Origin of the sequence: Sodalinema gerasimenkoae IPPAS B-353 (genome assembly GCF_009846485.1) — a bacterium.
Lineage (GTDB): Bacteria > Cyanobacteriota > Cyanobacteriia > Cyanobacteriales > Geitlerinemataceae > Sodalinema > Sodalinema gerasimenkoae.
The window spans coordinates 3,835,018-3,858,025 of record NZ_ML776472.1; the positions used below are offsets into that span (position 1 = coordinate 3,835,018).

Genomic DNA, 23,008 nt, shown 5'->3' on the forward strand with positions numbered 1-23,008 from the left:
CACCACTGTTCTACCGCCTCCTGCGACCTCTCCCACTTTCCAACTATGACTGCGACTTCTGACTTTCTGCGCCAACTCAACCCCTCCCAACGCACCGCCGTTGAACATCATCAGGGCCCCCTCCTCGTGGTTGCAGGAGCCGGATCTGGCAAAACTCGGGCCCTCACCTATCGAGTGGCCAACTTAATTCTCAAACATCGGGTAGACCCCGAGCAAATTTTAGCTGTCACCTTCACCAACAAAGCCGCCAAGGAAATGAAGGCGCGGGTAGAAACCCTCTTCGCCCAAACCCTCGCCGCCAAAAACCATGGGAAGGCCTTAGAAGTCTTAGACGCAGCCGAACAAACCCAACTGCGATCGCGAGTTTGGCGGACCTATATCAAACCCCTGTGGATTGGCACCTTCCATAGTCTGTGCGGCAAAATCCTCCGCTTCGACATTAATAAATATCGCGACGAGAACGGGCGAGAGTGGACTCGTTCCTTTACCATTTTTGACGAATCCGATGTTCACGCCCTCGTTAAAGAGATTGTCGTGAACCAACTCAACCTCGACGATCGCAAATTCAACCCCAAAACCGTCCGCTACGGCATCAGCAACGCCAAAAACAAAGGCTGGTCCCCCGCTCAACTCGAACGGAACGAGCCAGGGTATCGGGGACGCACCATCGCCGAAGTCTACCGCGCCTACCAAGACCAACTCGCCGCCAACAACGCCCTCGATTTCGATGATCTCATCCGCGTTCCCGTGGAACTGTTCCAACAGAACCCGGACGTGCTGCAATACTGGCATGACAAATTTCGCCATATCCTGGTGGACGAATATCAAGATACCAACCGCACCCAGTACAACCTAATTCGTCTGCTGGCCACCAATGGTCAAACTCCCCGCGAGTTTCAGGATTGGCAAAAACGTTCCGTGTTCGTCGTCGGCGATGTGGATCAGTCCATCTACAGCTTTCGCATGGCCGACTTCACCATCCTCCTGGATTTTCAGGACGATTTCGGCGATGGCTTAGACGACGATTTGACCCAAACCATGGTCAAACTGGAGGAAAACTATCGCTCCACTCAGACCATCCTGGAAGTGGCCAACAGCCTCATCGAACTCAACAGCGAACGGATTGACAAGGTTCTACGGCCCACCCGAGGCCAGGGAGAGCCGATTTGTATCTACCGCGCCGATGACGATCGCGAAGAAGCCGACTTTGTGGCCTCGCAAATGGCTGCCCTAGTCCGAGAAAATCCAGAACTCAACTGGGGAGATTTCGCCATTCTCTACCGTACCAACGCCCAATCCCGCAGTTTTGAGGACTTGCTAGTCCAGCGCAACATTCCCTATCGAGTGATTGGTGGCCTGCGCTTTTATGACCGCCGGGAAATAAAAGATGTACTAGCATACTTGCGCGTTATTGTCAACCCTGCCGATAGTGTCAGTCTCAAACGAGTCATTAACGTGCCCAAACGAGGCATTGGCAAAACCACCCTCGCCAAAATCGACAGTGTGGCCCAACAACTGAATGTTCCCTTCTGGGACATTATCAGCGATGAAACCTCCATTAAAACCGTCGCCGGTTCTCGGGCCAAGCGCATCTCAGAATTTGTACAGCTTATCCAAGAGCAGCAGGCCCAGGTCGACTCTGCCGAAGCCACCGAAATTTTTGAAGCGGTGATTGAGGGAGCGGGCTATATCGAAGCCCTCAAACAAGAAGGAACCGACGAAGCCGACAACCGCCGTCAGAATATAGAAGAACTGTATAACGCCCTGGTGCAATATGGCGAAGAGAGCGAGGACACCTCCCTCAGTGGTTTTCTCGCAAGTGCCTCCCTGGCCTCCGATTTAGATAACCTCGACGATGGGGAGACGGCGGTGTCTCTGATGACCTTGCATTCGGCCAAGGGCTTAGAATTTCCCGTGGTCTTTGTGGTGGGGATGGAGGATGGCCTCTTCCCCAATTACCGCAGTCAACAAGATCCTCGGGCCCTCGAAGAAGAACGGCGACTGTGCTATGTGGGGATTACCCGGGCCCAAGAGCAACTCTTTCTCACCCATGCCCTCAGTCGTCGGCTTTGGGGACAAATTCAAACCGCCGCCCCATCTCAGTTTTTAGCAGAACTGCCGCGAGAGTTTATTAAAGGAAATACGGCCCCGAGACGAGGGGCCGCCTCCTCCCGGAAGAAGGGATCTGGGGTGTCCAATGCGGCTCAACTGACCCAGGATTGGAAAGTGGGCGATCGCATTGTCCATGACCATTTTGGCATGGGCGAAGTCTCCATGATTTTCGGCAAAGCCCCTAAACTGTCCCTGGCGGTGAAGTTTGCCCGGGCTGGCCAGAAAATCATCGATCCCAAACATGAACCCATGCAACGACTCCGATAATGCCAGTTAGAACAACCGGCATGACAACCGGCATTTATGGTAAATCGGGCGATCGCAGCGTCCAAATCCCCCCTAAAATCAATGAAAGTTAGATCACACGAGATAGAAAACCCATGCTGAGGCGGATTGTACAGGGGATTATCAACTTTTTTCGAGGCTTGTTTGGCACAAAAGCCCCCCAAGAACCTGCCACACCTCCCCAGTCTCCCTTGAGTGACAGCGAATTTGAATACTATTTTCTGCAACTCCTCGATGGCGTGAGTCAGGGCTGGACGGGGGTTAAAGTGGAGCGATTTTTCCAGATGTTGGGCGATCGCGCCTCAGATGAACATTGGATCGCCTGGTTGCACCACTTCGACGAGGCCCGACAGCTCGACGGTCGCCCCCAAGGGGAACTTGGGCAGCAATTGGTTGCCCTCAGTCAAGTGAGTTCACGGCATCTGGCCACCTTAGCTGGGGAGATTGGGCGAAAACTCTGTGATCAAGCTGGAGTCTCCACCAGTGCCCCAACCCCCGCGCCACCCCCCACCACTGGCCCAGAACCAGTTTCAGAACCTCCGGTTTCAGACTCTCAAGGCGAGCTAGCCCCCGATTCCGCCACGGCCGACCGGGAGTCACAGGCCCAACGGTGGATGGAGCGATCGCTCGAACAACTCAATCAAGAAAACAACGAAGCCGCCCTACTGGGGTTTGAGCGCGTCCTGGACTTAGATCCCCAGAACCTGCGGGCAATGATTTATCGCGGCGATGCCCTGGCGGAACTGAAGCGGTTTCGGGAAGCCCTAGCCACCTACGAGCAAGCTGTGCAACTCGATCCCAACTCCGCCGAAGCCTGGAGTCATCTGGGGGATCTGCAGCATGAGATGAAACGCCCCCAAGCGGCCCTAGAAAGTTGGGATAAGGCCCTGGCCATCAACCCCGACGATATCCAAACCTGGATTCACCGAGGGGTCGCCCTAGGGTTACAACTTCAGCGTTGGGATGAAGCTCTGGCTACCTGGGACAAAGCCCTAGAACTCGATCGCCATGACTCGGATATTTGGTTCCGTCGTGGTGTGGCCTTAGGGAGTTTAGAACGCTGGCAAGAGGCGATCGACAGTTGGGATAGAGCCTTAGAACTCAACCCTTATTTCCGAGATGCGTGGATTAATAAAGGAGTCGCCCTACAGAAGTTAGGTCGTTATGAGGAGGCGATTGAAGCCAATAATCGCGCTCTTGGCTTAGATCAAGGCAAACAGCAAACAACGGCCTCGGGGGATCTCAAAGCCTCAGTGGTTGAGCCTGATGCCAATCGTCCCCGCGACAATGCCAGTGATGCTGAAGAAGTCGAGCAGCTTTACCGACAGGCCCAAGAACAGGCCCAAGCTCAAAAGTATCATCCAGCCCTACGCTTTCTTGAGCGGGCCATCGCCCTAAATCCCGAAGATGCCCGACTTTGGCGAGAACGGAGTTTAAATTATCAGGCCCTCGAACAATTTGAGGATGTGCTGACGGCCTGCGATCGCCTCCTAGAGATTGACGCCGAAGACCTCCAAGGCTATCGCCTACGGGCCCAGGCCCTACAACAGCTTCATCGCTGGGAAGACGCCAACAGCACCTGGGATGCTGTCCTCGAACGCCAACCCGATGACCGACAAGCCTGGATGAACAAAGGCATCGTCCTACAAAAACTCGGCCGCTACGCCGAAGCGATCGAAGCCAACAAACGGGCCATCTAACCAGCCTACTGCCTACTGCCTTCTCCCCCCTGTTCCCTTCCCCCCCAAAAACCATCCAAAAGCAATCGCCATTCCGCCCGGGCGATCGCCCAAGCTTGACTCTCCAGATGTTCCTGGCTCACAGATAACCCCGTCACCCCGCAACGGACAAACGCCTCCAGGGTGCGATCGCGGGACTCCGGGGGGAGGGAATCGGCACAGAGGGTACAGGGAATCTTAAGTTGCCGGGCAGAACGAGCCAAACGGGCGATCGCCTCCAACACTGCCGGATGAGTGAGGTCAAACTGATCGGCCACCTGAGGATCATCGCGATCGATCCCGAGAATCAGTTGACTGAGATCATGACTCCCAATGGCAATTCCCTGCACCCCCGCTTGCACATAGTCCTCCAGCAACACCGCCACCGAGGGAACTTCCGCCATCAGCCAACATTGAAATCCATGGGAGGGATCTAACCCCTGCTGCTGAATGCGTTGGTTCGCCTCCTTAAATTCCCCCACGGAACGGACAAAAGGCAAAATTAAATGAACATTGTCATATCCCGCTTCCCGCACCTGGGCCAGGGCCGTGAGTTCTTCCTCAAAGCGAGTGGCATCCTGGCGGTAGGCTAGGGTTCCCCGTAAGCCGAGGGCATCACCAGGTCGTCCCCCATCCCAACTGCGATAATACAAGGGACGAGGGGCAAAGGCCTTAGCCATGGTTATTAGACCTTCGCTGAGTTGTTGCAGACGCTCCCTGGGGGAGGCTTGAGTTAGGGCGAGACTCTGAGCCAACAATTCTGAACGGATTAAGCCCACACCATCCACGGGGAGTTGAGCCAAGTAGGGAGCTAGATGGGGTTGACTAACCGAGAGGAAGAGTTGGGTTCCATGGATGATAGGGGTCTGGGACATCACAGTTGGGGGGGAGGATAGAGGAGAGGAGGAGTCGCTGAGGGGAGTTGTCTGCGGGGGGTCAAGATGAACCTGGCCGCGATCGCCATCGAGATAAATCCGTTGCCCAGAGGTCACTTGAGCGGTAATCCCCGCCACTCCCATGACGGCAGGAATGCCCAACTCCCGCGCCCAAATCGCCCCATGACTGGTGCGGCTTCCTCCCTCAGTAATTAAGCCCACAATATGAGCACATGGGGGAGCATCTTGTGGCTCAAAGTAAGGAACCACTAAGATTTGATTTGGGGTCTCGGTTTGGGCCAGCGGCAGCTTAGCTACATCGTCTAATAAGGACACCACACCATGAGCTTGACCACTCGAAGCCGCAATCCCTTGCCGCTGAAAGGGCGAACTGGTCTTCTGTTCTTGGACATTGGCGGGGTTGGGCCACCTCAAATTGGGGCTGCCTTGGGGATAATATTGGCTGATGTACCAGGTGGGGGCAACATCAGGGTTGGGGTGGGTTAAGACCCATTCGAGATCTGCCTCGTCCCCCGCATAGGGTTGTAAGCGTTGACTCTGCTGATGTAGCGTTAGCAGGTGTTGGGAGTTGAGGACAGGAATTTCGAGTTCCTCGGGGTTGATGGCCACCCATTCAATCGCCCCTGACGTTGAGTCGAGGTGGTAATAACAGAAGGGATTGCCCAACTCCTGTTGATGAATGACACCCCTATCGGCCTCTAGGCGATAGCGTTCGGGATGGGTATAGCCGTTGCTGAGAGTTTGGGGGAGACCCCGTGTGGCGGTGATGTCTATCCAAGGCGATCGCAGGTTCAGGAGTCCCGAGGCTAGAGTCGGCTGAAGGGGTTGGATGAGGATGGCTAAATTAATCTGTTCTAGGGGAATCCCGGCTCGTTGCCAATAGAGAAGACTACGGGCCCGGAAGAGTTCAGCCCAGGATTGTTTGAGGGTTTGGCTGAGGCTGGTGCGATCGCCACGACTGACATGGCTATTAAGCAGGGCAACTAGCTCCGCCGAGGGGTCCTGTGAGGAGTCGGCTGCCTGGGCCCTATCAATGTATAAGGAGGGATGAAAGATAAAGGAGTTGGCGTTGAGATGCTGCGTTTCCTGAACTAGAGCCTCTAGATGGACCTCCGCCAGTTCCACCTCTAACAGGGCCTGACTAATCTGTTGGGCCAGGGACTGAAGTTGACGGGCATCATTGGTCTGTAGATGTAGGGTGCTGTGGGAGAGTTCAGCAACCAACGGCTCGCGCCAAGGCGTTTTTTGCCAAATGTCCCGCAGCAATCTGCCTGAGACCACCACTCCGGGCAAAATCGGCTCCTGACGAGTGGCTAGCTGACTGAGGTGATAGGCACGATCCCCTAACCACTGTCGGGGAACACGCTCGGAGGCGGTGAGTTGGAAAACGTCAGCCACGAAGTTCTGGGGGTTTGCGATCGCCGTCCTGTTGATTGTAACGCTCTGTTCATCTTCGGGTCGAATTGGAGGAAAAACGATCACCCGTAATATTACGGATGCTTCACAGAGGTACATTTGGCTAGCTCAGCTTCACATTTCCTATGTAAAACCGAGATTTTTAGGTTTCTTTTTAAAGTATTGGTAAAGATGTCCGTAAAAATAACCCAGTTTTAGGGACAGTGTTTATAGTGAAACCAAGGAACACCTCAGTACAATTGCGTAAGTTTAAACTAGGAGCCGATCATGAAGACGATGACAACTTTAACCCAAACAACCTTGACCCTAACTGCCGGCGCTGTGATCGCCCTAGGTGGATTGGTGGTGGGCGCGAACCCCGCCGTTGCGGGCCCTCTTAACCCCATTAATGATTTTGGTGAGACCCAGGATGATTTCGGTAAAGGCTCCGGGAAGGACTGCCAGACCGTTGAGTGCAGTTTGCAGTCGGAGTTAGATTTTTACACAACCGACGGCCCCGGAATTAATGTTTATGACTTTTTGTCTCAACAATATTTCCCCACCAGCAGTATCCTCTCAACGCTGATGTTTGAAATTGCTGGATTCAAGGACTACAACCGTTTTGGTGTTTATTCCAAGGATGATCCAACGAATCTGATTGAAATTTTTAGTGGCCCTGATAGTGGTGTTTTATCCAAAGCACTTACCCAAAAACAGATGGCTAGTTTGGGTAGCCATTTCGGCTTCTATCTGACCAACAAAAACGATAAAACCTTCTATACGGAACATGCCCTGAATCATAAAGGTAATCAACATGCTGTCATTTATGGCGGCAATAACAGTACCTTTAACATCAACGGCAGCGAAATCAACTTTCTTCCCGGTGACTTCATTATTGCCTTTGAAGACTTAGAAGAAGGTCGCCGATATGCAGACTGGGATTACCAAGATATGGTCGTCCACGTCAGAATGGCATCTGTCCCTGAGCCTTCTCTTCTCCTCGGCTTAGGAGCGATGGCTGGCTCTCTATTTGCAACCCGCAAACGCAAACGTAGCTAGTTCATGTTTCGGGAGTTTCCGTCAGGGGATCTCCTTAGCAAACTGAATTATCATACCAGGCTATGAATCAAAACTGGCGATCGTTCCAGAGGAGCGATCGCCAGTTTTGATTGAGGACGGTTCAATAATCCTTTAAATTGAGGAAAGCTTTTCCAATCCCTAAGCGGCATAACAATGGTGCGTCTGCTGGATTCCGTTCTCGACCTCTTTTTACGATCCAACTGTCCCCTGTGCAATCGCCCCCTCCAGGGAGATGCCCTCTGTGTGGCCTGTCAACGCCGCCTCCAGGACTGTCGGCAGCCCAAACGGTTTCAGCAATGGCAGGGAACTCCCCCTCTGTTTGCCTGGGGAACTTACCAGGGCAGCCTGAAACGGGCGATCGCCGTCCTCAAATATGAAAATCAGCCTCAACTGGCCCGCCCCCTCGGTCATCTCATGGGCGACGCTTGGCGACAGTCCCCCGGTTTGCCGAAGTCCCTCGTCGTGGTTCCTATTCCCATGCACCCGGAAAAACAGCGTCAACGGGGCTTCAATCAAGCCGAACGCCTGGCGAGGTATTTTTGTCATTTAACGGGCTTTCCCTTAGCGGATAAGGGCTTGAAACGAGTTAAAAACACCGAAGCCCTATTCAGATTAACCCCCCAACAGCGTCAGCAAACCTTACGGCGCGCGATCGCCCTGGGGGAGTCATTCCAGCGTCGCCCTCCCCGTCATCCGGTGTTACTGTTCGATGATATCTATACCACCGGAACCACCACTGGCGAAGCGATCGCCCTGTTAACCCAGCATCAGATTCCCGTGGCTGGGGTGGCAGTTCTCGCCAAAACCCAGGGGCCCTCTAGTCTCGGTTTTCGTCCCTAAGCCATAGACGCTTCCACCCCTTGGGCCCAATCCTGGGCCCAGTTTAGGGTTTGATGCACCTCCTCCAGACTCGGCCCCTCACAATATAGACGTAACACCGGTTCCGTGCCACTAAAGCGAACCAATAGCCAGCTTCCATCTTGCAAGCGGAACTTGTAGCCATCGGTGGTTTGACAACTCTCAACAGCTTTTTGGGCAATAGTCTCCGGGGGATGCTGTTCCAACTCATCTACCAACGCCTGACGCACCGCCATACTGCCTAACGGTAAATCAATGCGATCATACATGGAGATAAACTCCGTTTTCTCCTGTAAATCTCGGTAGAGCAATCCTAACCCTTTACCCGATTGCACCACCGCCTCTAGGACGTATAATGCCGACAATAAGGCATCTCGTTCGGGAATATGGGTGTTATAGCCAATTCCCCCCGATTCTTCCCCACCAAGTAACACATCCTGGCTCAACATGATATCGGCGATGTATTTGAAGCCAATGGGGGTTTCCAACAGGGGTAACTCATAGAGTTTAGCCAAACGGGGAATCAAATCAGACCCACTGACGGTTTTGACAATCTGTCCCGAGAGTCCCTTGCGTACCGCCAAATGTTCCATGAGAATCGGGATGAGCGTCTGGGAACTGAGGAAATTCCCCTCACTGTCCACCGCTGCAATGCGATCGCCGTCCCCATCAAAGACTAAGCCAACGGCTAATCCCTGACTATTAAGGCGATGACTCTTAATAGCTTCAAACAACCCTGCCAGATTCTTGGGGAGGGGTTCCGGGGCCCCGCCACCAAACAGGGGATCGCGATCGCTATTGAGTTCCTGAATTGGGGCATCTAAAATCTTCGCCAAGCCTCCGGCGGCGGCCCCATGCATGACATCCGCAAACACCGTCAACTGGCCCGACTGTAATACTTGCCGAATCCCCTCAATATCCACTTTGGTGCGTAAATCAGCACAAAAGTCAGTCCAGGGGTCAAATGTCTTGAGGGTTCCTGGTTCTTGGGCCGTTACCGCTTCCCCAGAGTTTAACCGGGCCTCAATCTCCTGGGTTACCTCCGGCGACACCGAACCCCCAAAGGCCCCTTTCACCTTAAGGCCCAGATAGCGGGCCGGATTATGACTGGCGGTCATCACAATCGCCCCTAAAGCCCCGTAATGATGGGCCGCCCAACTAAAGGCCGGGGTGGAGGCATAGGACTCAGACAGTAATACATCAAAGCCCGCCGCCACCAAACAATCCGCCGCCAGTTGCGCGAAATCCTCCGCCATAAAGCGGCGATCGTAACCCACCACCACCTGACGCGATCGCGCCGATTGGCCATAATGGCGTTCTAACACAGCCGCCGCCACTGGGGCCACCTGTGCCACCCGTTCAAAGGTAAAATCAGCAGCAATGGTTCCGCGCCAACCATCAGTGCCAAAGTGGATCGGATTAATCTGAAACGGCATGGAAGTCGGATGAGACACAGCTAAAATTCCCCTCAGTCAGACGATTAAAACTTAACAAACGAGCAAAACTTGAACCAATCAAATTCTAAGCGATTCCCATGCCTCCAGAGGAGTTCTGAATCAGTGTCAAATCCCCAATTGGAGAAGAACAAGCTAGAATTTCATTGCGGCGATCGGCAACCCAACAGCAATGTAGCACGTCGTGCTAACGTGTTAGGGTTCCCCGCCCCGGATCTGTATCCCAGGTGCGTCAACTCATCGAGACACCCTCGACAACAGACCTGTGGGAAACCAAGTGTGAGAGAGTATTGGACATGGCTGGACTGAATATTGCCCTAGCGGAAGAGGACACCCTGTTTAGCGGGACGGAAGCGGACGATACCATTGTCGGTAGTGCCGGTAACCATACGATTTTTGGCTTAGCCGGCAACGACCTTTTAGCAGGTGGACCCGGAGATGATGTGCTATTTGGGAACGAAGGGGACGACAGTCTCTTTGGGGGCAGCGGGGATGATACCCTCTATGGCGGCCCTGGCAACGACTACCTCTCGGGAGATGACGGCGATGATGTCATTTTCGGAGAGTCGGGACAAAACACCATTATTGGCGGTCAAGGGAATGACTCTCTCGTAGGCGGTAGCGGCGACGACATTATCCGAGGTACCGAGGGCAATGACACCATTTTTGGCACTGGGGGAAATAACGTCCTGGCTGGCGGCCCCGGTGAAGATGTCATCGTGGGAGGAGGTGGCAATGACACCATTTTGGGCGGTTCAGGGAATGACCAAATCCGGGGCGGCAGTGGCAACGATTTAATTTATGGGCAGGAGGGGAATAACCTAATTTCGGGTAATCGCGGTGATGATACCCTCATTGGTGATGATGGAGACGACACCATGTTTGGGGGACGCGGCAGCGATCTAATCATCGGCGGCCCTGGCAATGATTACCTCTCAGGGGATGATGGCAATGACACCATTTTTGGCAATGCCGGTAACGATACTATTGTTGGGGGTTCCGGGGCCAATGTGATCTATGGGGGGCGCGGCAGTGACTTGATTTTGGGGGGCGATGGCCGTAATACCATTTTTGGTGACGATGGCAATGACACCATTTTTGGCAATGCCGGTGACGATACCATTGCCGGAGGGGATGGCGACGATATCATTCGAGGGGGACAAGGGGATGACTTCCTGTTTGGTAATCAGGGGGATGATACCCTGTTCGGCGATCGCGGGAATGACTTCCTAGCTGGCGGCCAGGGCAATGATTACCTGGTGGGAGGCTTGGGGAACAACACCCTCCATGGGGGGGCCGGGGCAGATAATTTTGTGTTAATTGATAAACCGGGATTTGACCTGATTCTGGACTTTAATAGTGCTGAAGAGGATCGCCTACTCCTTGGGGGACTATTGACCTTTGAGGATATTGATGTTCGTCAGGGAACGGGGCTAAATGTTAATGATGCGGTGATTACTCGCCGCGAGTCAGATTCGGTCATTGCGATTCTTAGGGGGGTTCCTGTGGCGAACCTCACCGAGGATGTGTTTGCCCCAGCAATTACTGACGTTCCTGTTTTTGATGACATTGACGACGAGAATGGTGTAGATGATGATGACGAGGATACCGATCCCGATGCGAATCTCACCACAACCCCCCGACTGCGAGGGGCTGAATTACTGGTGGCTAACACCTCAGGGGTGATTGGCCAAGTAGCGGCCCTCGATGCAGAAAGCTTTAGTGTCATCGGCGTGGAAACGGATACTGGTGACAGTCTTGAGGACGCTGTGACCATTGATGACAATGGTAATATCACCCTAACTGGTGATGGGGTGAGTGCCTTTGACGATAACAGCACCTATTTGGATATTAGTATTGAAACGGATGCGGGTAACTCGGGTACGGTGCGGGTCTATGGTCGCATTGTTGATGCGTTGGATGACCCGGAAATTGGCAATGCGGAGGATATCAGCGTCGGTAATGGTCAGGATACGATCCGCATTGCAGCGGGGACGTATGATGATCCTCTGACGTTGTCCGAGTCCGTGACGTTACTCGGGGCTAATGCAGGAACCCCAGGGGACGAGAATCGAGGGGATGAGTCAGAGATTACGGCAACGGTTCAAGTGAATGCTAACGGGGTGACCCTCAATGGCTTGCGCTTTACCCAAGGGGTGGATGGAGATAACACCGGTAACAATCTGCGCATTCTCAATAATGTCTTTGAAGAGGTGGGACTCTCAGTGCGTCCCGATGAAACGCGCAGTGGTGTCCAAATTCGCAATAATCAGTTTAATGCCATTGATGTCTTTGGCATCAGTTTAAGCAATTTAAGCGATGCTCGGGTGACCGGGAACGTGGTGGATGTTGTGGGAACCGAGGCCAACAGTGATGCCATTGTGGCGGATTTGTTAATTGGCAGTACTATCTCTGACAATACCCTCAATGTCGCGGCTGGGGGCGGTTCAGGAATCCAACTCTCGGGGACGGAAGATGCTGAAAATCCTCTGGAGGATATCACCCTCTCGGGCAACACCATTACTGGAGAGTCAGGGGCGGGCCGAGGACGAACTGACGGCGGCATTACCCTGCGCAGGGGCAATTTCCAAAACTTGCTGATTCAAGAGAATACGGTGAGTGGCTTTAGTGGCGATAATTTAACCGGGTCATTGTTATTCACCGCCGGGACCGTGATTCCGGATGCGGCTCAGGTGCAGTTGTTAGATAATGTGTTTGCGGCTGACTCTCCTGGCTTCTCGGTCTATGTTGCGGCAACAACTAGCAATATCCCAAGTTTACGAGTGGGCGATAACTTCTCGGAACCGGAAACGGCTTTAGTGGCAGAGAATGTCGCAGCGGTGGAAAATACAGAGTTTTTGTTTAGTTAGGTGGGTTCACGAATGTGGCTTAGGGTTGCGAGCGGGTTACGAGATGGGTTCTCTTGGAACAAGCAGATAACTCTAGAGGAACTAAACAATTGGTGTACAGTAGGAGTTGTCTTTTTAAGCCATGGTTGTTTTGACTCCTTCCCCAATGATGGATGATACCTTTAGCCAGCAACACCCGTTACGCATACTTTTGGCGGAAGATAATCTCGTCAATCAAAAGGTGCTGTTACGGTTGTTGAAACGGTTAGGATATGAGGCGGATGTGGCGAATAATGGCCTAGAGGCGGTGGAGGCAGTTCGCCACACGGTCTATGATGTCATCTTGATGGATATCCAAATGCCTAAGATGGATGGGATTAAGGCAACGGAACGGATTTTTGAGGAATGGTCTCCTCCGGAACGTCCCCAGGTGATTGCGGTAACGGCGAATGTCCTGCCGGAATATGAGGAGGCCTGCGAGGCGGTGGGAATGGTGGGATTTGTCACGAAGCCGGTGAGTCTGAAAACGATCTCGGAGGCGTTGAGTGGTTGTCAGATGACGGAACGGCAACCGGTCGAATAAAATCAAGGGGATGTTCCTGGGTTTGATCCTTCTTTTGACCTTAGCCTCGCCGCCGCCATCGAGTTACCGACAACTTCTGCCTTATCTGCGTCCTCATCGCCGTACGATCGCCGCTGCGATCGCCTGTACCCTCGGATTTACCCTCTTTTGGCCCCTCCTCGGTTGGCTGGCAGGGCGGGTGGCTGAGTATATTGGGGAGGGCAATGTGGATGGAATTGCCCAGTTGGCGGCTTGGAGTGCCGTGATTTTTTTGGTGCGTGGGGCGGTTCAATATGGCCAGGATGCGTTGATGGCTAAGGCAGCATTTGCGACGGCGTTCGATGTCCGCTGTCAGGCCTATGCCCATCTACAACGCCTCAGTCTGGATTATTTTGCGACGGCGAAAACGGGGGATCTCTCCTATCGCCTCACGGAGGATGTCGATCGCATTGGGGAAGTGGTCAATAAGGTCTTTCACCAGTTCTTACCCAGTGTCTTGCAATTGGTTGTGGTTCTCGGCTATATGGTCTGGTTGAATTGGCAACTGACTCTGGCGACGTTTGTCATTGCCCCGGTGATGGCGGGGTTGATTGGCTGGTTTGGCGATCGCCTCTTGCAGGTGTCCCGTCGCAGTCAAAGCCAAATCTCGAATTTAGCCTCCTTACTGACGGAACTGTTCGCAGGAATGCGTTTAGTGCAGGGATTTGCGGCGGAAGAGTATGCGAATTATCGCTTCTCCCAAGCGGCGGATCTTAACCGACGCACGAAATACAGTGCTGAACAACTGAAGGCCCTTCAGTTTGTGGTGGTGGGGTTCCTCGAAGCCATGAGTGTGCTGTTGCTGTTCTTTCTGGGGGCCTGGCAAATCTCTCAGGGGAATCTCACGGGAGGCGGCTTTGTCAGCTATATTGCGGCGGTGGCCATGTTGATTGACCCGATTTCTCTGGTCACCAGCAATTACAATGAGTTCAAACAGGGGGAAGCCTCGGTCGATCGCATCTTTGAGTTGCTGAATCTTCAACCGTCCGTGCAGGAGTCCCCCGGGGCGATCGCCCTACCCCCCATTACGGGCAAATTGGAGTTTTCTGGGGTCTGTTTCGCCTATACCTCCCCCACTCATGACACCGCTGAGGGCAACTCTTCGACTGAGTCCCCCACTTGGATCTTAGATCAGCTCAATTTACTCATCCACCCTGGGGAAACCGTGGCCCTGGTGGGGGCTTCCGGGGCGGGAAAATCGACTCTCATCAATCTCATTCCTCGCTTCTATCAACCCCAACGGGGTCAGATTCTCCTGGATGGGGTGGATGTGAGTCAGGTGACGCTGAAGAGTTTACGCCGACAAATTGGCATTGTGCCTCAAGATACGGTCTTGTTTGCCGGAACCGTGGCCCAGAATATCGCCTTTGGCCAGGAGGAGTTTGATATTCAACAGGTGAGAGACGCGGCCCAGGTGGCGAATGCCGATGAGTTTATCTCGGCCCTCCCTGATGGCTATTTCACCCTCTTAGGGGAACGGGGGGTTACCCTCTCAGGGGGACAACGGCAACGGTTGGCGATCGCCCGGGCGGTGTTGCTCAATCCCAGTATCCTGATTTTAGATGAGGCCACCTCGGCCCTCGACTCAGAATCTGAGGCCCTGGTGCAAGAAGCCCTAGAACGGATTACCTGCGATCGCACCGTGTTGATTATCGCCCACCGCCTCGCCACCGTCCGCCGGGCTGATCGCATCCTGGTCATGGAACGAGGACAATTGATTGAGTCGGGAACCCACCCGGAACTCCTGGCCGCCAACGGCCGTTACGCTCAATTCTATGCCCAGCAGTTCCATTGAGGGCTATCTTTCCTGGGGGCGATCGCTGCCGATATCCAAACGCCTCAAAAAAAATTTGGCAAAGGGGTTGACATTTCCAAATGGATTTGACATGATGGTAATCACGCAAACGCAAGTTAGTGTTTTGCGGGTGTAGCTCAGTGGTAGAGCGTCACCTTGCCAAGGTGAATGTCGCGCGTTCGAATCGCGTCACCCGCTTTCAAACCGCTTCGATGAAATCCCCCCAACTCTGAACGGTTGGGGGGTATTTTTTGCCATCTCCCTTGTCATTGGCTAACGGTTGAGAAATTGACCCGCTAGACTGATGGCATTACTGACATTCATGCCGCCATCTCCTGAGAGGAAGTCCATCAAGACGGGATTATTGCCAGATTTCGCATCCTTACAGGAATTGCCAGATTTGAGCAGATTGAGGACAAGGGGCACTAAAACCGGCAGGAGGGCCTGAATTTGGCTGGCATTCACCCCCGTTTTCTGACTCGCTTCTGACACCACCTCCTCCTGTTGTTTGGGAGACAGTAGGGCTTGAACTGCTTGCAGGTTAGGATTATTGCCGCCAAACTGTTCGATGAGCGTTTGGACAGTGCCGGTTCCCTCTTTATCGCATTTCGACTTGAGGCTAGATTGAACCTGTTTCCCCACCAACGACAGCAGAACCTGACTGGTGTTGGCATTGAGGCCCTGACTGCTGCCACTTTGTTGGAGGGTACTGACGATACTCGTCACCTGGCCTACATTGGCTTGTAAATTGGGATCGTTAAAGGCACCGGAAATTTTTTCAAAAATAGACATTGACTGTTTTTTAAGCTGGAACCTTCCGATTGTAACCTAGCCGATTCGGGACAAGGGATCAGATGGGTTGGGGCGATCGCAGCCCTGACTGACCTGTGGCACACTGAAAGAACTATCACTGTGACTAGGCATCTGTCATGACTTCACCGCTGGACTCTCCGCCAACCGAGAACGTAGATTATGATCTGCCCACGGTGAATCGCCTCCGCCGTCTGAGTTACATTCTTGATAATTCCATTCCTGTTCCCGGGACGGGGTATCGCATTGGTATCGACCCGCTTTTGGGGTTAGTGCCGGTTTGGGGAGATGTCGCCGGGGCGATTTTGTCGGCCTATATTGTGGTGAATGCCCTGAAGCTGGGGATTTCCCGTAAGGTTCTGCTGACGATGATCTATAACATTCTGGCAGAGACCATTATTGGGGTGGTTCCGGTTTTGGGCAACATTTTTGATGCCACCTGGAAGGCGAATATGCGCAATATGCGGCTATTGGAGGGGTATATTGGCAGTCCTAATCCGGGTCGTAAGGTGAGTTTGGGCTTTGTGTTGTTGGTGGTTCTGGGGGGGCTGTTGTTGCTGGTGGCGGGATTGGTCTTGATGGTGCTTCTGTTGGGATGGTTGATTGGTCAGGTTTGGGGGTGAGGCAACAGGGAACCACGTAGGGGCGTACCCTTGTGGTCAGCGAGCGATAGCCGAGCTGTGGTCGCCCTCCCTTGCTTGTGGTTGTCCGAGGACACAGAGGTAGAGGAGGGGAGCAGAATCGGATATTGTGCCGGTGTTAAGCTGTTTTATGGGTTGGGATATCTCGGTGAATCAGTTGTTTGATTTGTTGATGTTTTGGGGAATGGGAGAGGAATAAAAAACAATAATGAACAATAAAAAGAGGTTTCATTATACCTGGTTTAATTTGTTTGATTGTTTACAGAATTGTAGGGGCGAAAAATTTTTCGCCCCTACGGCAGGGAACATAATCTGCCATCAATTTTTCTGGCTATCGATAAAATGTAATGTTAAGAAAACTTGCTATTTTTACCAATTTATGCTATATCCAAATTAGGCAAAAATCCCCTCTGCCAAGCCGATCGCCATGACCAACCCCCGCGCTTTTCTGAAAACCCATAAAGCCCTTCTCGGTGGCACTGCGATATTATCATTAGCGGCATTGGGGTGCGGTCCGGCGGCTGGAATGTTGGCCGCGTTGTGGTCTCTGTCTAACTCACAACCACACTGACAAGCATGGGTTCGAGTTGATAGGGATTTTTTGACGACTGCACCACAGTTAGAGCATTTTTGAGAGGTATAGGCAGGGAGGGTTCACCGCTACAGTTATCCTGCCGAATTTTACCCCAAAATGCTCTAACCATTTCCTAAATTGATACCAACCAGCATCGTGAATCGACTTGGCGAGACAGTGGTTTCTCACCAGATTCTGTATCCTCAAATTTTCGTAGGCCACCAGATCGTTAGATTGGATTACGCAACGCGCCAGTCTCTTGGCGTGTTCCATGCGCTTAGGCGCAGGCTTCGCCAACACGTTGCCGACTTATTTTGAGGTGTACTCGTCCGAGTCGATTGACGGCTTTTTTTCGGTTAGCAGAGCCTTTCTGTTTTTTACTCACCCTTCGGTGAGCACGTTTGAGCTTTTTCTCGGCGTTTCGGTAAAACCTCGGGTTCGGTTCGCACTCCCCGTTGGAATCGGTGTAGAACTCAAGGAGTCCGACATCTAAACCCACAGTATTTCCTGACGGTTTGAGTTCTTCTCGAACCTCTACTTTGACGCAGAACTGAGCGTAATAGCCATCGGCTCTGCGAACCAGTCGAACCCGTTTGATTTGTTCTGTACCGTAAAACGCCAAATCCCAAGTTCCAATTAACTTGAGTCGTCCGATCCCTTTCTTGTCGGTAAAGACAATATGCTTGGGGTCGAGTAACTTCCAACCGGAAGTTTTGTACTCGACAGAACGACCGTTTTTCTTGAACCTGGGATATCCTTCTCTTGGTGCGCGTTCCCTGGCGCCGTACGACGGCGCGGGGTCGCACCGCTTCTTGCCAGGAACAGACTGGCGACAGTTCTCGAAAAATCGAGAAATTGCCGACCAAGCACGTTCTGCTGAAGCTTGACGAGCCGTGCTGTTGAGTTCTCTAGCAAAATCATACTCTCGGGCGAGTACCCGACAGTACTTGTTAAGGTCGTATTTGTTGACCCCAGGGGTATCCATCCAATAGCGCAGTGCCTTGTTACGAACGAACTGTGCGGTTCGGATCGCTTCGTCAATCGCCGCGTATTGGTGGGGCTTCCCTTTGATTTTGAACTCAAGAACAAGCATCGCACCGTTGGCATCGGTTGTGCGGACAATCTTGGCACAAAAAAGCAGGATTGTCAAAAGCCGTCCTAGAAGGACGGGGTTTTAGACCCAAAATTTTCGATAAGACGCAACTCATCTCGCAACTGTGGGGACGGTTGCTGTCATTTGTCTCACCCGCTGCTGCGGAACGGTCAGATTATCGCTATTTCTGGGAAAACATTCCGCTGCTGGGGCAATATTTACCGAACTATTCTCAGACCCCGGCAAAGAAACGTGGTCAACTCCTCTTTTCTCCCCTGTTTAAGGGGAAGCAGGGGGAATCCGAGCCTTCTCGGGAAAGTAAAGGAGAATTAGCCACCGCAACAGTCCCGGAAATCGAGCAACTCCTCACTCAAGCCAAAAATTACCAGGGAAAACCCTGGTTCCGTCCCCTCACCCCCAGCCTCACCCCCCCCAGAAGGGCCACTGATTCGCACCCTCTCTGGGCATAGTAGCGGGGTACAAGCAGTGGCCATCACCCCGGACGGGAAACAAGCGCTTTCCGCATCCAGGGATACCACCCTGAAACTATGGGATTTGGCAACGGGAGAAGTCGTCGCGAGTTTTGGGAGTGACGGGGGGTTAGACTGCTGCGCCATTGCACCGGATGGGGTGAGGGTGGTGGCGGGTGACAGGTCGGGGCGGGTGTATTTTTTGCGGTTGGAGGGGTTGGGGACAGGGGAGACGTGAGAAGCCGGGTTTCCGTGAGTCCTCGGGCGACCACAAGGGAGGGCGACCCAAGGGTACGCCCCCTACGTGGTTCTCCTCTCCCGCCCAAAAAACCCCTCTCCTGAGTTCAGAAGAGGAGCAATAGAGAACGATGAAATTAGACCTTACGCCGTAACCGTCGCCTCTTGGAAATTGGGGATGGAGTTGCGAAGCCGATCGCCATACAACGCCAACGCATTACCACCGAGAAGGGCCGCTAAGTGGTCGCGATCATAGTCCGTCACCGTCGCTGCATCACGGACACAGTTGGGGAGAACACCATCCCAGTGACCATAGTCCCCAGAGAAACACGCCACTCGCTTACCCACTTCACCCATCGATTGAGGCAGATAGGCCGGGCCGGGGTCATCAGACTCGAACGTGACAAAGATTTGTCCCCGTTCAAAATACTCCAGCGGGTCCCGATGACGTAAATCGTAGTGTTCGTAGAGACTCGCGTCGTCGATGTTGCGGGGATCTTTCTCTTTCGTCCACAACATATCAAACAGGTTTTTCACCTGGCTGAAGATGTTGACGCTGTTGCCCCGTTCCTTAATCATCAGTTGGGTGACTTCTTGCAGAGAGGGTTGGTAGGGGTTTTTGGGGTCGAAGTCACGAATCCGTTTTTCCCAATGTTCGTGGAAAGAGTGGGAGAGGTCAGGAAGCCAACCGCAACCGCCTTCAACGAAGCCAATCCGCAGGGTGGGGAATTTCTCAAACGCACCGTCAAACACCATCCGCGCCATGGCCATTTGTTGCTGGTTGCGCTGGACGAAGATGTGGTTGAGGACGAAGGTTTCCATGTGATCGGCAATACCGCCCACCATGTCAGAACCCGGTCCACCATGTAAGCCGATCGCAATGTCGAGGTCGACAGCGGCTTCAAAGAGGGGGTAGAAGTCCGGGTGGCTGATATGTTTGCAGGTGCGGACTTCGGGGAAGGCGTCAGGGGCCGCCGGGTGGGGGATGGGGATGTTGGGAGAAGTGGCCACGCCCACCATACCCAGTTCGTTGATGCAGCGGTAGGTTTCTTTCACCGCTTCGTCAATGTCTTGCAGGGGAACCACGCCGATGGGTTTGAGGCGATCGCCCCATTTGCGGCAGTCCTCGGCCATGTAGTCGTTGTAGGCTTTGCACAAGGCCACAGCTAGGTCTTTGTCGAAGATGCTGGAGAAGGTGAGGTTAAAGGTTCCGTAAATAACGTGAACGTCAACGCCTTCTTGGTCCATGTCTTCGATGCGGCGGCTGTTAAACAACGCACCGAGGGTGGTTTCGGGGTGCAGGGTGCGGAAGCCACCTTTGCCGAAGCCTTCGGGTTTGGGGAAAATCCGGGGTAAGTCGGTTTTGCCGGTGACGGGGTTGAAGTCCATCACCCGGGCCCGCTGGTCGCCGAGGCGATCGACAATCATACCAATGCGGTTACGATAGGCGGGGTCCACATAGTCCCGAAAAATCATCGGATTCTCGACTTTGTGAGCGTCGGCATCGATGACTAAAAGTCCGTCGTACATAATGTTTTTCTGTTCAGTAACAATGAAATGAATGAAAATGAATGCTAGGATTTCGGCAAAATCTTTAAGATATGAGTCGGTTTTGCCAAAAGCCTATCTGAAGATAGCGGATTTTTGGGCAGATAACAAGGTTGGCCCTGTTCGCTGATTTTTGAGCAGCTAAACGTGACGTTCAGAGTCGTGTTTGTGCCATCTTTTTGATTGGCACATAACCACGTCCTAGTTCCTCTTAAACGGGGTTGCGATCGCCCTTAACCAGAAGCCGACGTAAGCCAAACCAACGTTCAAAAGACCAGGAAAAGGAGGCGAGAATCGTAATCCCAGGATACTTAAAAAAGGCGGGATGATTTTTCTCAAACACCGCATGACCGCCCCAAGCAGAAATCTGGCTAATCACCAAGAAAATGAGACTGATTTTAGGGTTGATCCAAAGTAGAACAATAGCAGATAGGGCTAAAAAGTTGGTGACATGATGTAACCCCTGATTGATGGGGTGTTGATGGCTGGCCACAAAGTGGTCTTTAGCCTCTTGCAAAACGCTCATTTGAGAATACTCCTTAAACAACTCTGGGCTAAATTTTGACTACCATAGCATCGATTACCACCATTGCAGTTCCAGATAGCCCCGTGGAGGCGCTTGGGTTTCCTCCTCACTCAGCCAATCGACTTTTTTGTAGGTTCCAAAGACGTAATCCCACCAATCGACCGCTAAACCGAAGTTATGATGCCACATCTGATATTTATGATGGACATAGTGAACCGGCATCTGCATCCAAAAGCATTTGCTGGGGTTCTCATGTTGCAACTGGTGCGCGTAGGCGGAAAAGAGGGCATAGGCTAAAGCACCCATGAGCCAACCTAACCCCACCTCCAGGGAAATGGCGAAGGGCAACACCATGGCAATGGCGGCACCTTTGACGTAATCCCGAAACTCCCAAATCACCCCTTGTCCTTCGTTACGGCGGTGATGATCTCGGTGACGTTCCCCAAAGCGGGCGGCATGGTGCATCAGGCGATGCACCCAATACTCCACAAAGCTCGAAAAGATAAATGCCAAAATGCCAACGGCGATCGCAGTCCACATACACAACTCCTTTATTTTGTCAAGGCTATTTTCTCAGGGATTATTTTAATCGCTTAATCGGTAATCAGTGAACAACTTTAATCCTTAACCCAGACTTGTCTTCATGTCAATATGCCAGGTTATCAATTGTCCACCCAATTAGGGAAGAATCAATCTCCTTTAACCCCTGATATTACCAAGGATTTCCAATGTTGGTGAAGGCAGACCAATAGTAAGGATGGGAGAGATCCAATTGCTCAATCGGATCGGGTAACGGAGACCCCACCAGAGTCCCGGGAGGCAAATTATCACTCAAGGGAGGGGGGGTAAAGTCCAACTCCCCACGCAGGGCCGCCAATTGGCTCTGACGGAGGGCAATAGCGGGAGTGGGAGCGGTTTTCAGTTGCTCGTAAAACTCACTCATCAGCAGGAGTGTCCCCACATCACTTACGGCCCAGAGACTGGCTAACACTGTGGGAATCCCCGACTGAACCGCTAAGCCAGCAAAGCCTAACTCCGCCTGCACATCCCCCCGGGCCGTTGAACAGGCACTTAAGACTAACAACTCCACTGGGGAGCTTTGCCAGTCCAACTCCCGGAGTTGGGTTAGGGAGAGGCGTTGATCCCAAAACTGAAGATAGGACGCGTCCGCATCTCCCGGTTGAAATTGGGCATGGGTGGCCAGGTGGATAATGCTGTAATCCCGTTGCTGACGTTGTTCCTGTAAATTCCCGAGGGTGAAACCTTCATTGAGAAAACTCTGGCCCTGCCAGAGGCGAGGCACAATTGAGGCGAGTTCTAAAGGCACAGCGGGTAAGGGGGCGGCATCCTCAAACTCAGAGGCTCCCATGGCCAGAACTTGGGCATTTCGCAGTGATCGCGAGCCGCTGTCCATGAGAAGATAACCGGGAATGCGACCGAGACTATAGGTTTCAATTAAAAACCCGTCTCCGTCATGTAGGGCCGCCATGGGTAAGGTTCGCAACCCTTCCCCCAGGGAAAAAATGAGATGTTCAATCCCTTCTGCTTCCAGAGAGTCGCTCACGGGGGAGATGAGCCAATCATGGAGTTGTTGCGCCAATTGACGATAGGCGGTGCTGCGTCGCCGTCGGGGATTGATGAGTTCGTTTTCAAAGTCGGTGACGGTTTGCAGGAGTTCCTCCTGAGTCACCGGAACCCACTCTTGCACCGCGATGCCCGTGGAGGTGGCTAAAATCAGTTCTAACTCCTCGTCATGGGGGATGGCGTAGAGAATGGCAGAGGTTTGACGATTCGCCAGGGACTGTTGGGCGAGGGTGTCAATCATCTCGGTAAATTCGGGGCTGCGATCGCTCAACGAGACCCCGAAATACTCGGAATACTGCTGTTCCCAGCGTATCTCCAGATTTTGCCAACGCTCAATTAAGGCACTGGCATCTTCTGCCAGACTTCGGCGGCTGACCAGGGTGAGACTCAGCAATGTCAAGGCGCTAATGGCGACACGTTCTAGGGGTTTTAATGTCATTGCTTCATAACAGGTGGGGGAATCGTCCCCATGTTAGCCATTT

The 23,008-nt window shown here is 52.9% G+C and carries 17 protein-coding genes, 1 tRNA gene and 1 pseudogene; 11 read left to right on the plus strand and 8 right to left on the minus strand.

Going from position 1 to position 23,008, the window contains the following annotated elements; all coding sequences use genetic code 11:
• The first annotated feature begins 45 nt into the window (after positions 1–45).
• Together pcrA and L855_RS16645 are read left to right on the plus strand one after the other, a co-directional pair.
• Complete coding sequence (gene pcrA / locus L855_RS16640; protein ID WP_159789896.1) at positions 46–2,379, plus strand: DNA helicase PcrA; 2,334 nt, start codon at positions 46–48, stop codon at positions 2,377–2,379.
• Positions 2,380–2,492: 113 nt separating this feature from the next.
• The gene (locus tag L855_RS16645; protein ID WP_159789898.1) at positions 2,493–4,097 is read left to right on the plus strand and encodes a tetratricopeptide repeat protein; all 1,605 of its coding nucleotides are present in this window, start codon (positions 2,493–2,495) and stop codon (positions 4,095–4,097) included.
• 5 nt (positions 4,098–4,102) lie between these two features.
• Here the strand turns inward: L855_RS16645 and L855_RS16650 are convergent, their stop codons facing one another.
• Positions 4,103–6,493, minus strand: a complete 2,391-nt coding sequence (locus tag L855_RS16650) for a putative PEP-binding protein (protein WP_159789900.1) — start codon at positions 6,491–6,493, stop codon at positions 4,103–4,105.
• A gap of 201 nt (positions 6,494–6,694) precedes the next feature.
• Here L855_RS16650 and L855_RS16655 point away from each other — a divergent pair, with 201 nt between their 5' ends.
• Positions 6,695–7,465, plus strand: a complete 771-nt coding sequence (locus L855_RS16655) for a PEP-CTERM sorting domain-containing protein (RefSeq protein WP_159791155.1) — start codon at positions 6,695–6,697, stop codon at positions 7,463–7,465.
• A gap of 174 nt (positions 7,466–7,639) precedes the next feature.
• On the plus strand, positions 7,640–8,326 hold the full coding sequence (locus L855_RS16660) for a ComF family protein (RefSeq protein ID WP_159789902.1): 687 nt from the start codon (positions 7,640–7,642) through the stop codon (positions 8,324–8,326).
• Here the strand turns inward: L855_RS16660 and L855_RS16665 are convergent.
• A complete protein-coding gene (locus tag L855_RS16665; protein ID WP_159791156.1) occupies positions 8,323–9,780 on the minus strand; it encodes a phosphoglucomutase/phosphomannomutase family protein in 1,458 nt (485 codons plus the stop codon). The genes L855_RS16660 and L855_RS16665 overlap by 4 nt on opposite strands.
• A gap of 314 nt (positions 9,781–10,094) precedes the next feature.
• Between L855_RS16665 and L855_RS16670 the strand changes: the two genes are divergently transcribed.
• The 4 genes from L855_RS16670 to L855_RS16685 all read left to right on the plus strand — a co-directional run bounded on the left by L855_RS16670 (position 10,095) and on the right by L855_RS16685 (position 15,241).
• Complete coding sequence (locus L855_RS16670) at positions 10,095–12,668, plus strand: calcium-binding protein (RefSeq protein WP_159789904.1); 2,574 nt, start codon at positions 10,095–10,097, stop codon at positions 12,666–12,668.
• A 130-nt stretch (positions 12,669–12,798) separates the two neighbouring features.
• A complete protein-coding gene (locus tag L855_RS16675) occupies positions 12,799–13,230 on the plus strand; it encodes a response regulator (protein WP_246198934.1) in 432 nt (143 codons plus the stop codon).
• A gap of 34 nt (positions 13,231–13,264) precedes the next feature.
• Entirely contained in the window at positions 13,265–15,043 is a 1,779-nt protein-coding gene (locus tag L855_RS16680; protein WP_246198942.1) for an ABC transporter ATP-binding protein, read from the plus strand.
• Between the two features lie 126 nt (positions 15,044–15,169).
• A tRNA-Gly gene (locus L855_RS16685) sits at positions 15,170–15,241 on the plus strand.
• Positions 15,242–15,316: 75 nt separating this feature from the next.
• Here the strand turns inward: L855_RS16685 and L855_RS16690 are convergent.
• Positions 15,317–15,835 (minus strand): hypothetical protein, encoded by a 519-nt coding sequence (locus tag L855_RS16690; protein ID WP_159789908.1) that lies wholly within the window; start codon positions 15,833–15,835, stop codon positions 15,317–15,319.
• 137 nt (positions 15,836–15,972) lie between these two features.
• Between L855_RS16690 and L855_RS16695 the strand changes: the two genes are divergently transcribed.
• On the plus strand, positions 15,973–16,476 hold the full coding sequence (locus L855_RS16695; protein WP_159789910.1) for a DUF4112 domain-containing protein: 504 nt from the start codon (positions 15,973–15,975) through the stop codon (positions 16,474–16,476).
• A 411-nt stretch (positions 16,477–16,887) separates the two neighbouring features.
• Here the strand turns inward: L855_RS16695 and L855_RS21215 are convergent.
• A pseudogene (locus L855_RS21215) lies at positions 16,888–18,161 on the minus strand (RNA-guided endonuclease InsQ/TnpB family protein).
• Between the two features lie 50 nt (positions 18,162–18,211).
• Between L855_RS21215 and L855_RS22555 the strand changes: the two are divergent.
• Together L855_RS22555 and L855_RS22560 are read left to right on the plus strand one after the other, a co-directional pair.
• Positions 18,212–18,631, plus strand: coding sequence for a hypothetical protein (locus L855_RS22555; protein ID WP_159789912.1), 420 nt, complete (start codon positions 18,212–18,214; stop codon positions 18,629–18,631).
• A gap of 16 nt (positions 18,632–18,647) precedes the next feature.
• A complete protein-coding gene (locus tag L855_RS22560; protein WP_343039317.1) occupies positions 18,648–18,869 on the plus strand; it encodes a WD40 repeat domain-containing protein in 222 nt (73 codons plus the stop codon).
• 143 nt (positions 18,870–19,012) lie between these two features.
• Here L855_RS22560 and L855_RS16715 read toward each other — a convergent pair whose 3' ends face one another.
• From L855_RS16715 to L855_RS16730, 4 genes are all read right to left on the minus strand, one after another.
• Positions 19,013–20,398, minus strand: coding sequence for an amidohydrolase family protein (locus tag L855_RS16715; RefSeq protein WP_159789914.1), 1,386 nt, complete (start codon positions 20,396–20,398; stop codon positions 19,013–19,015).
• Positions 20,399–20,627: 229 nt separating this feature from the next.
• Positions 20,628–20,942: an Mpo1-like protein gene (locus L855_RS16720; protein ID WP_159789916.1), complete on the minus strand. Its 315-nt coding sequence runs from the start codon at positions 20,940–20,942 to the stop codon at positions 20,628–20,630.
• A 54-nt stretch (positions 20,943–20,996) separates the two neighbouring features.
• Positions 20,997–21,482 (minus strand): sterol desaturase family protein, encoded by a 486-nt coding sequence (locus L855_RS16725; RefSeq protein ID WP_159789918.1) that lies wholly within the window; start codon positions 21,480–21,482, stop codon positions 20,997–20,999.
• 172 nt (positions 21,483–21,654) lie between these two features.
• The gene (locus L855_RS16730) at positions 21,655–22,965 is read right to left on the minus strand and encodes a CHAT domain-containing protein (RefSeq protein ID WP_159789920.1); all 1,311 of its coding nucleotides are present in this window, start codon (positions 22,963–22,965) and stop codon (positions 21,655–21,657) included.
• Between the last annotated feature and the right edge of the window lie 43 nt (positions 22,966–23,008).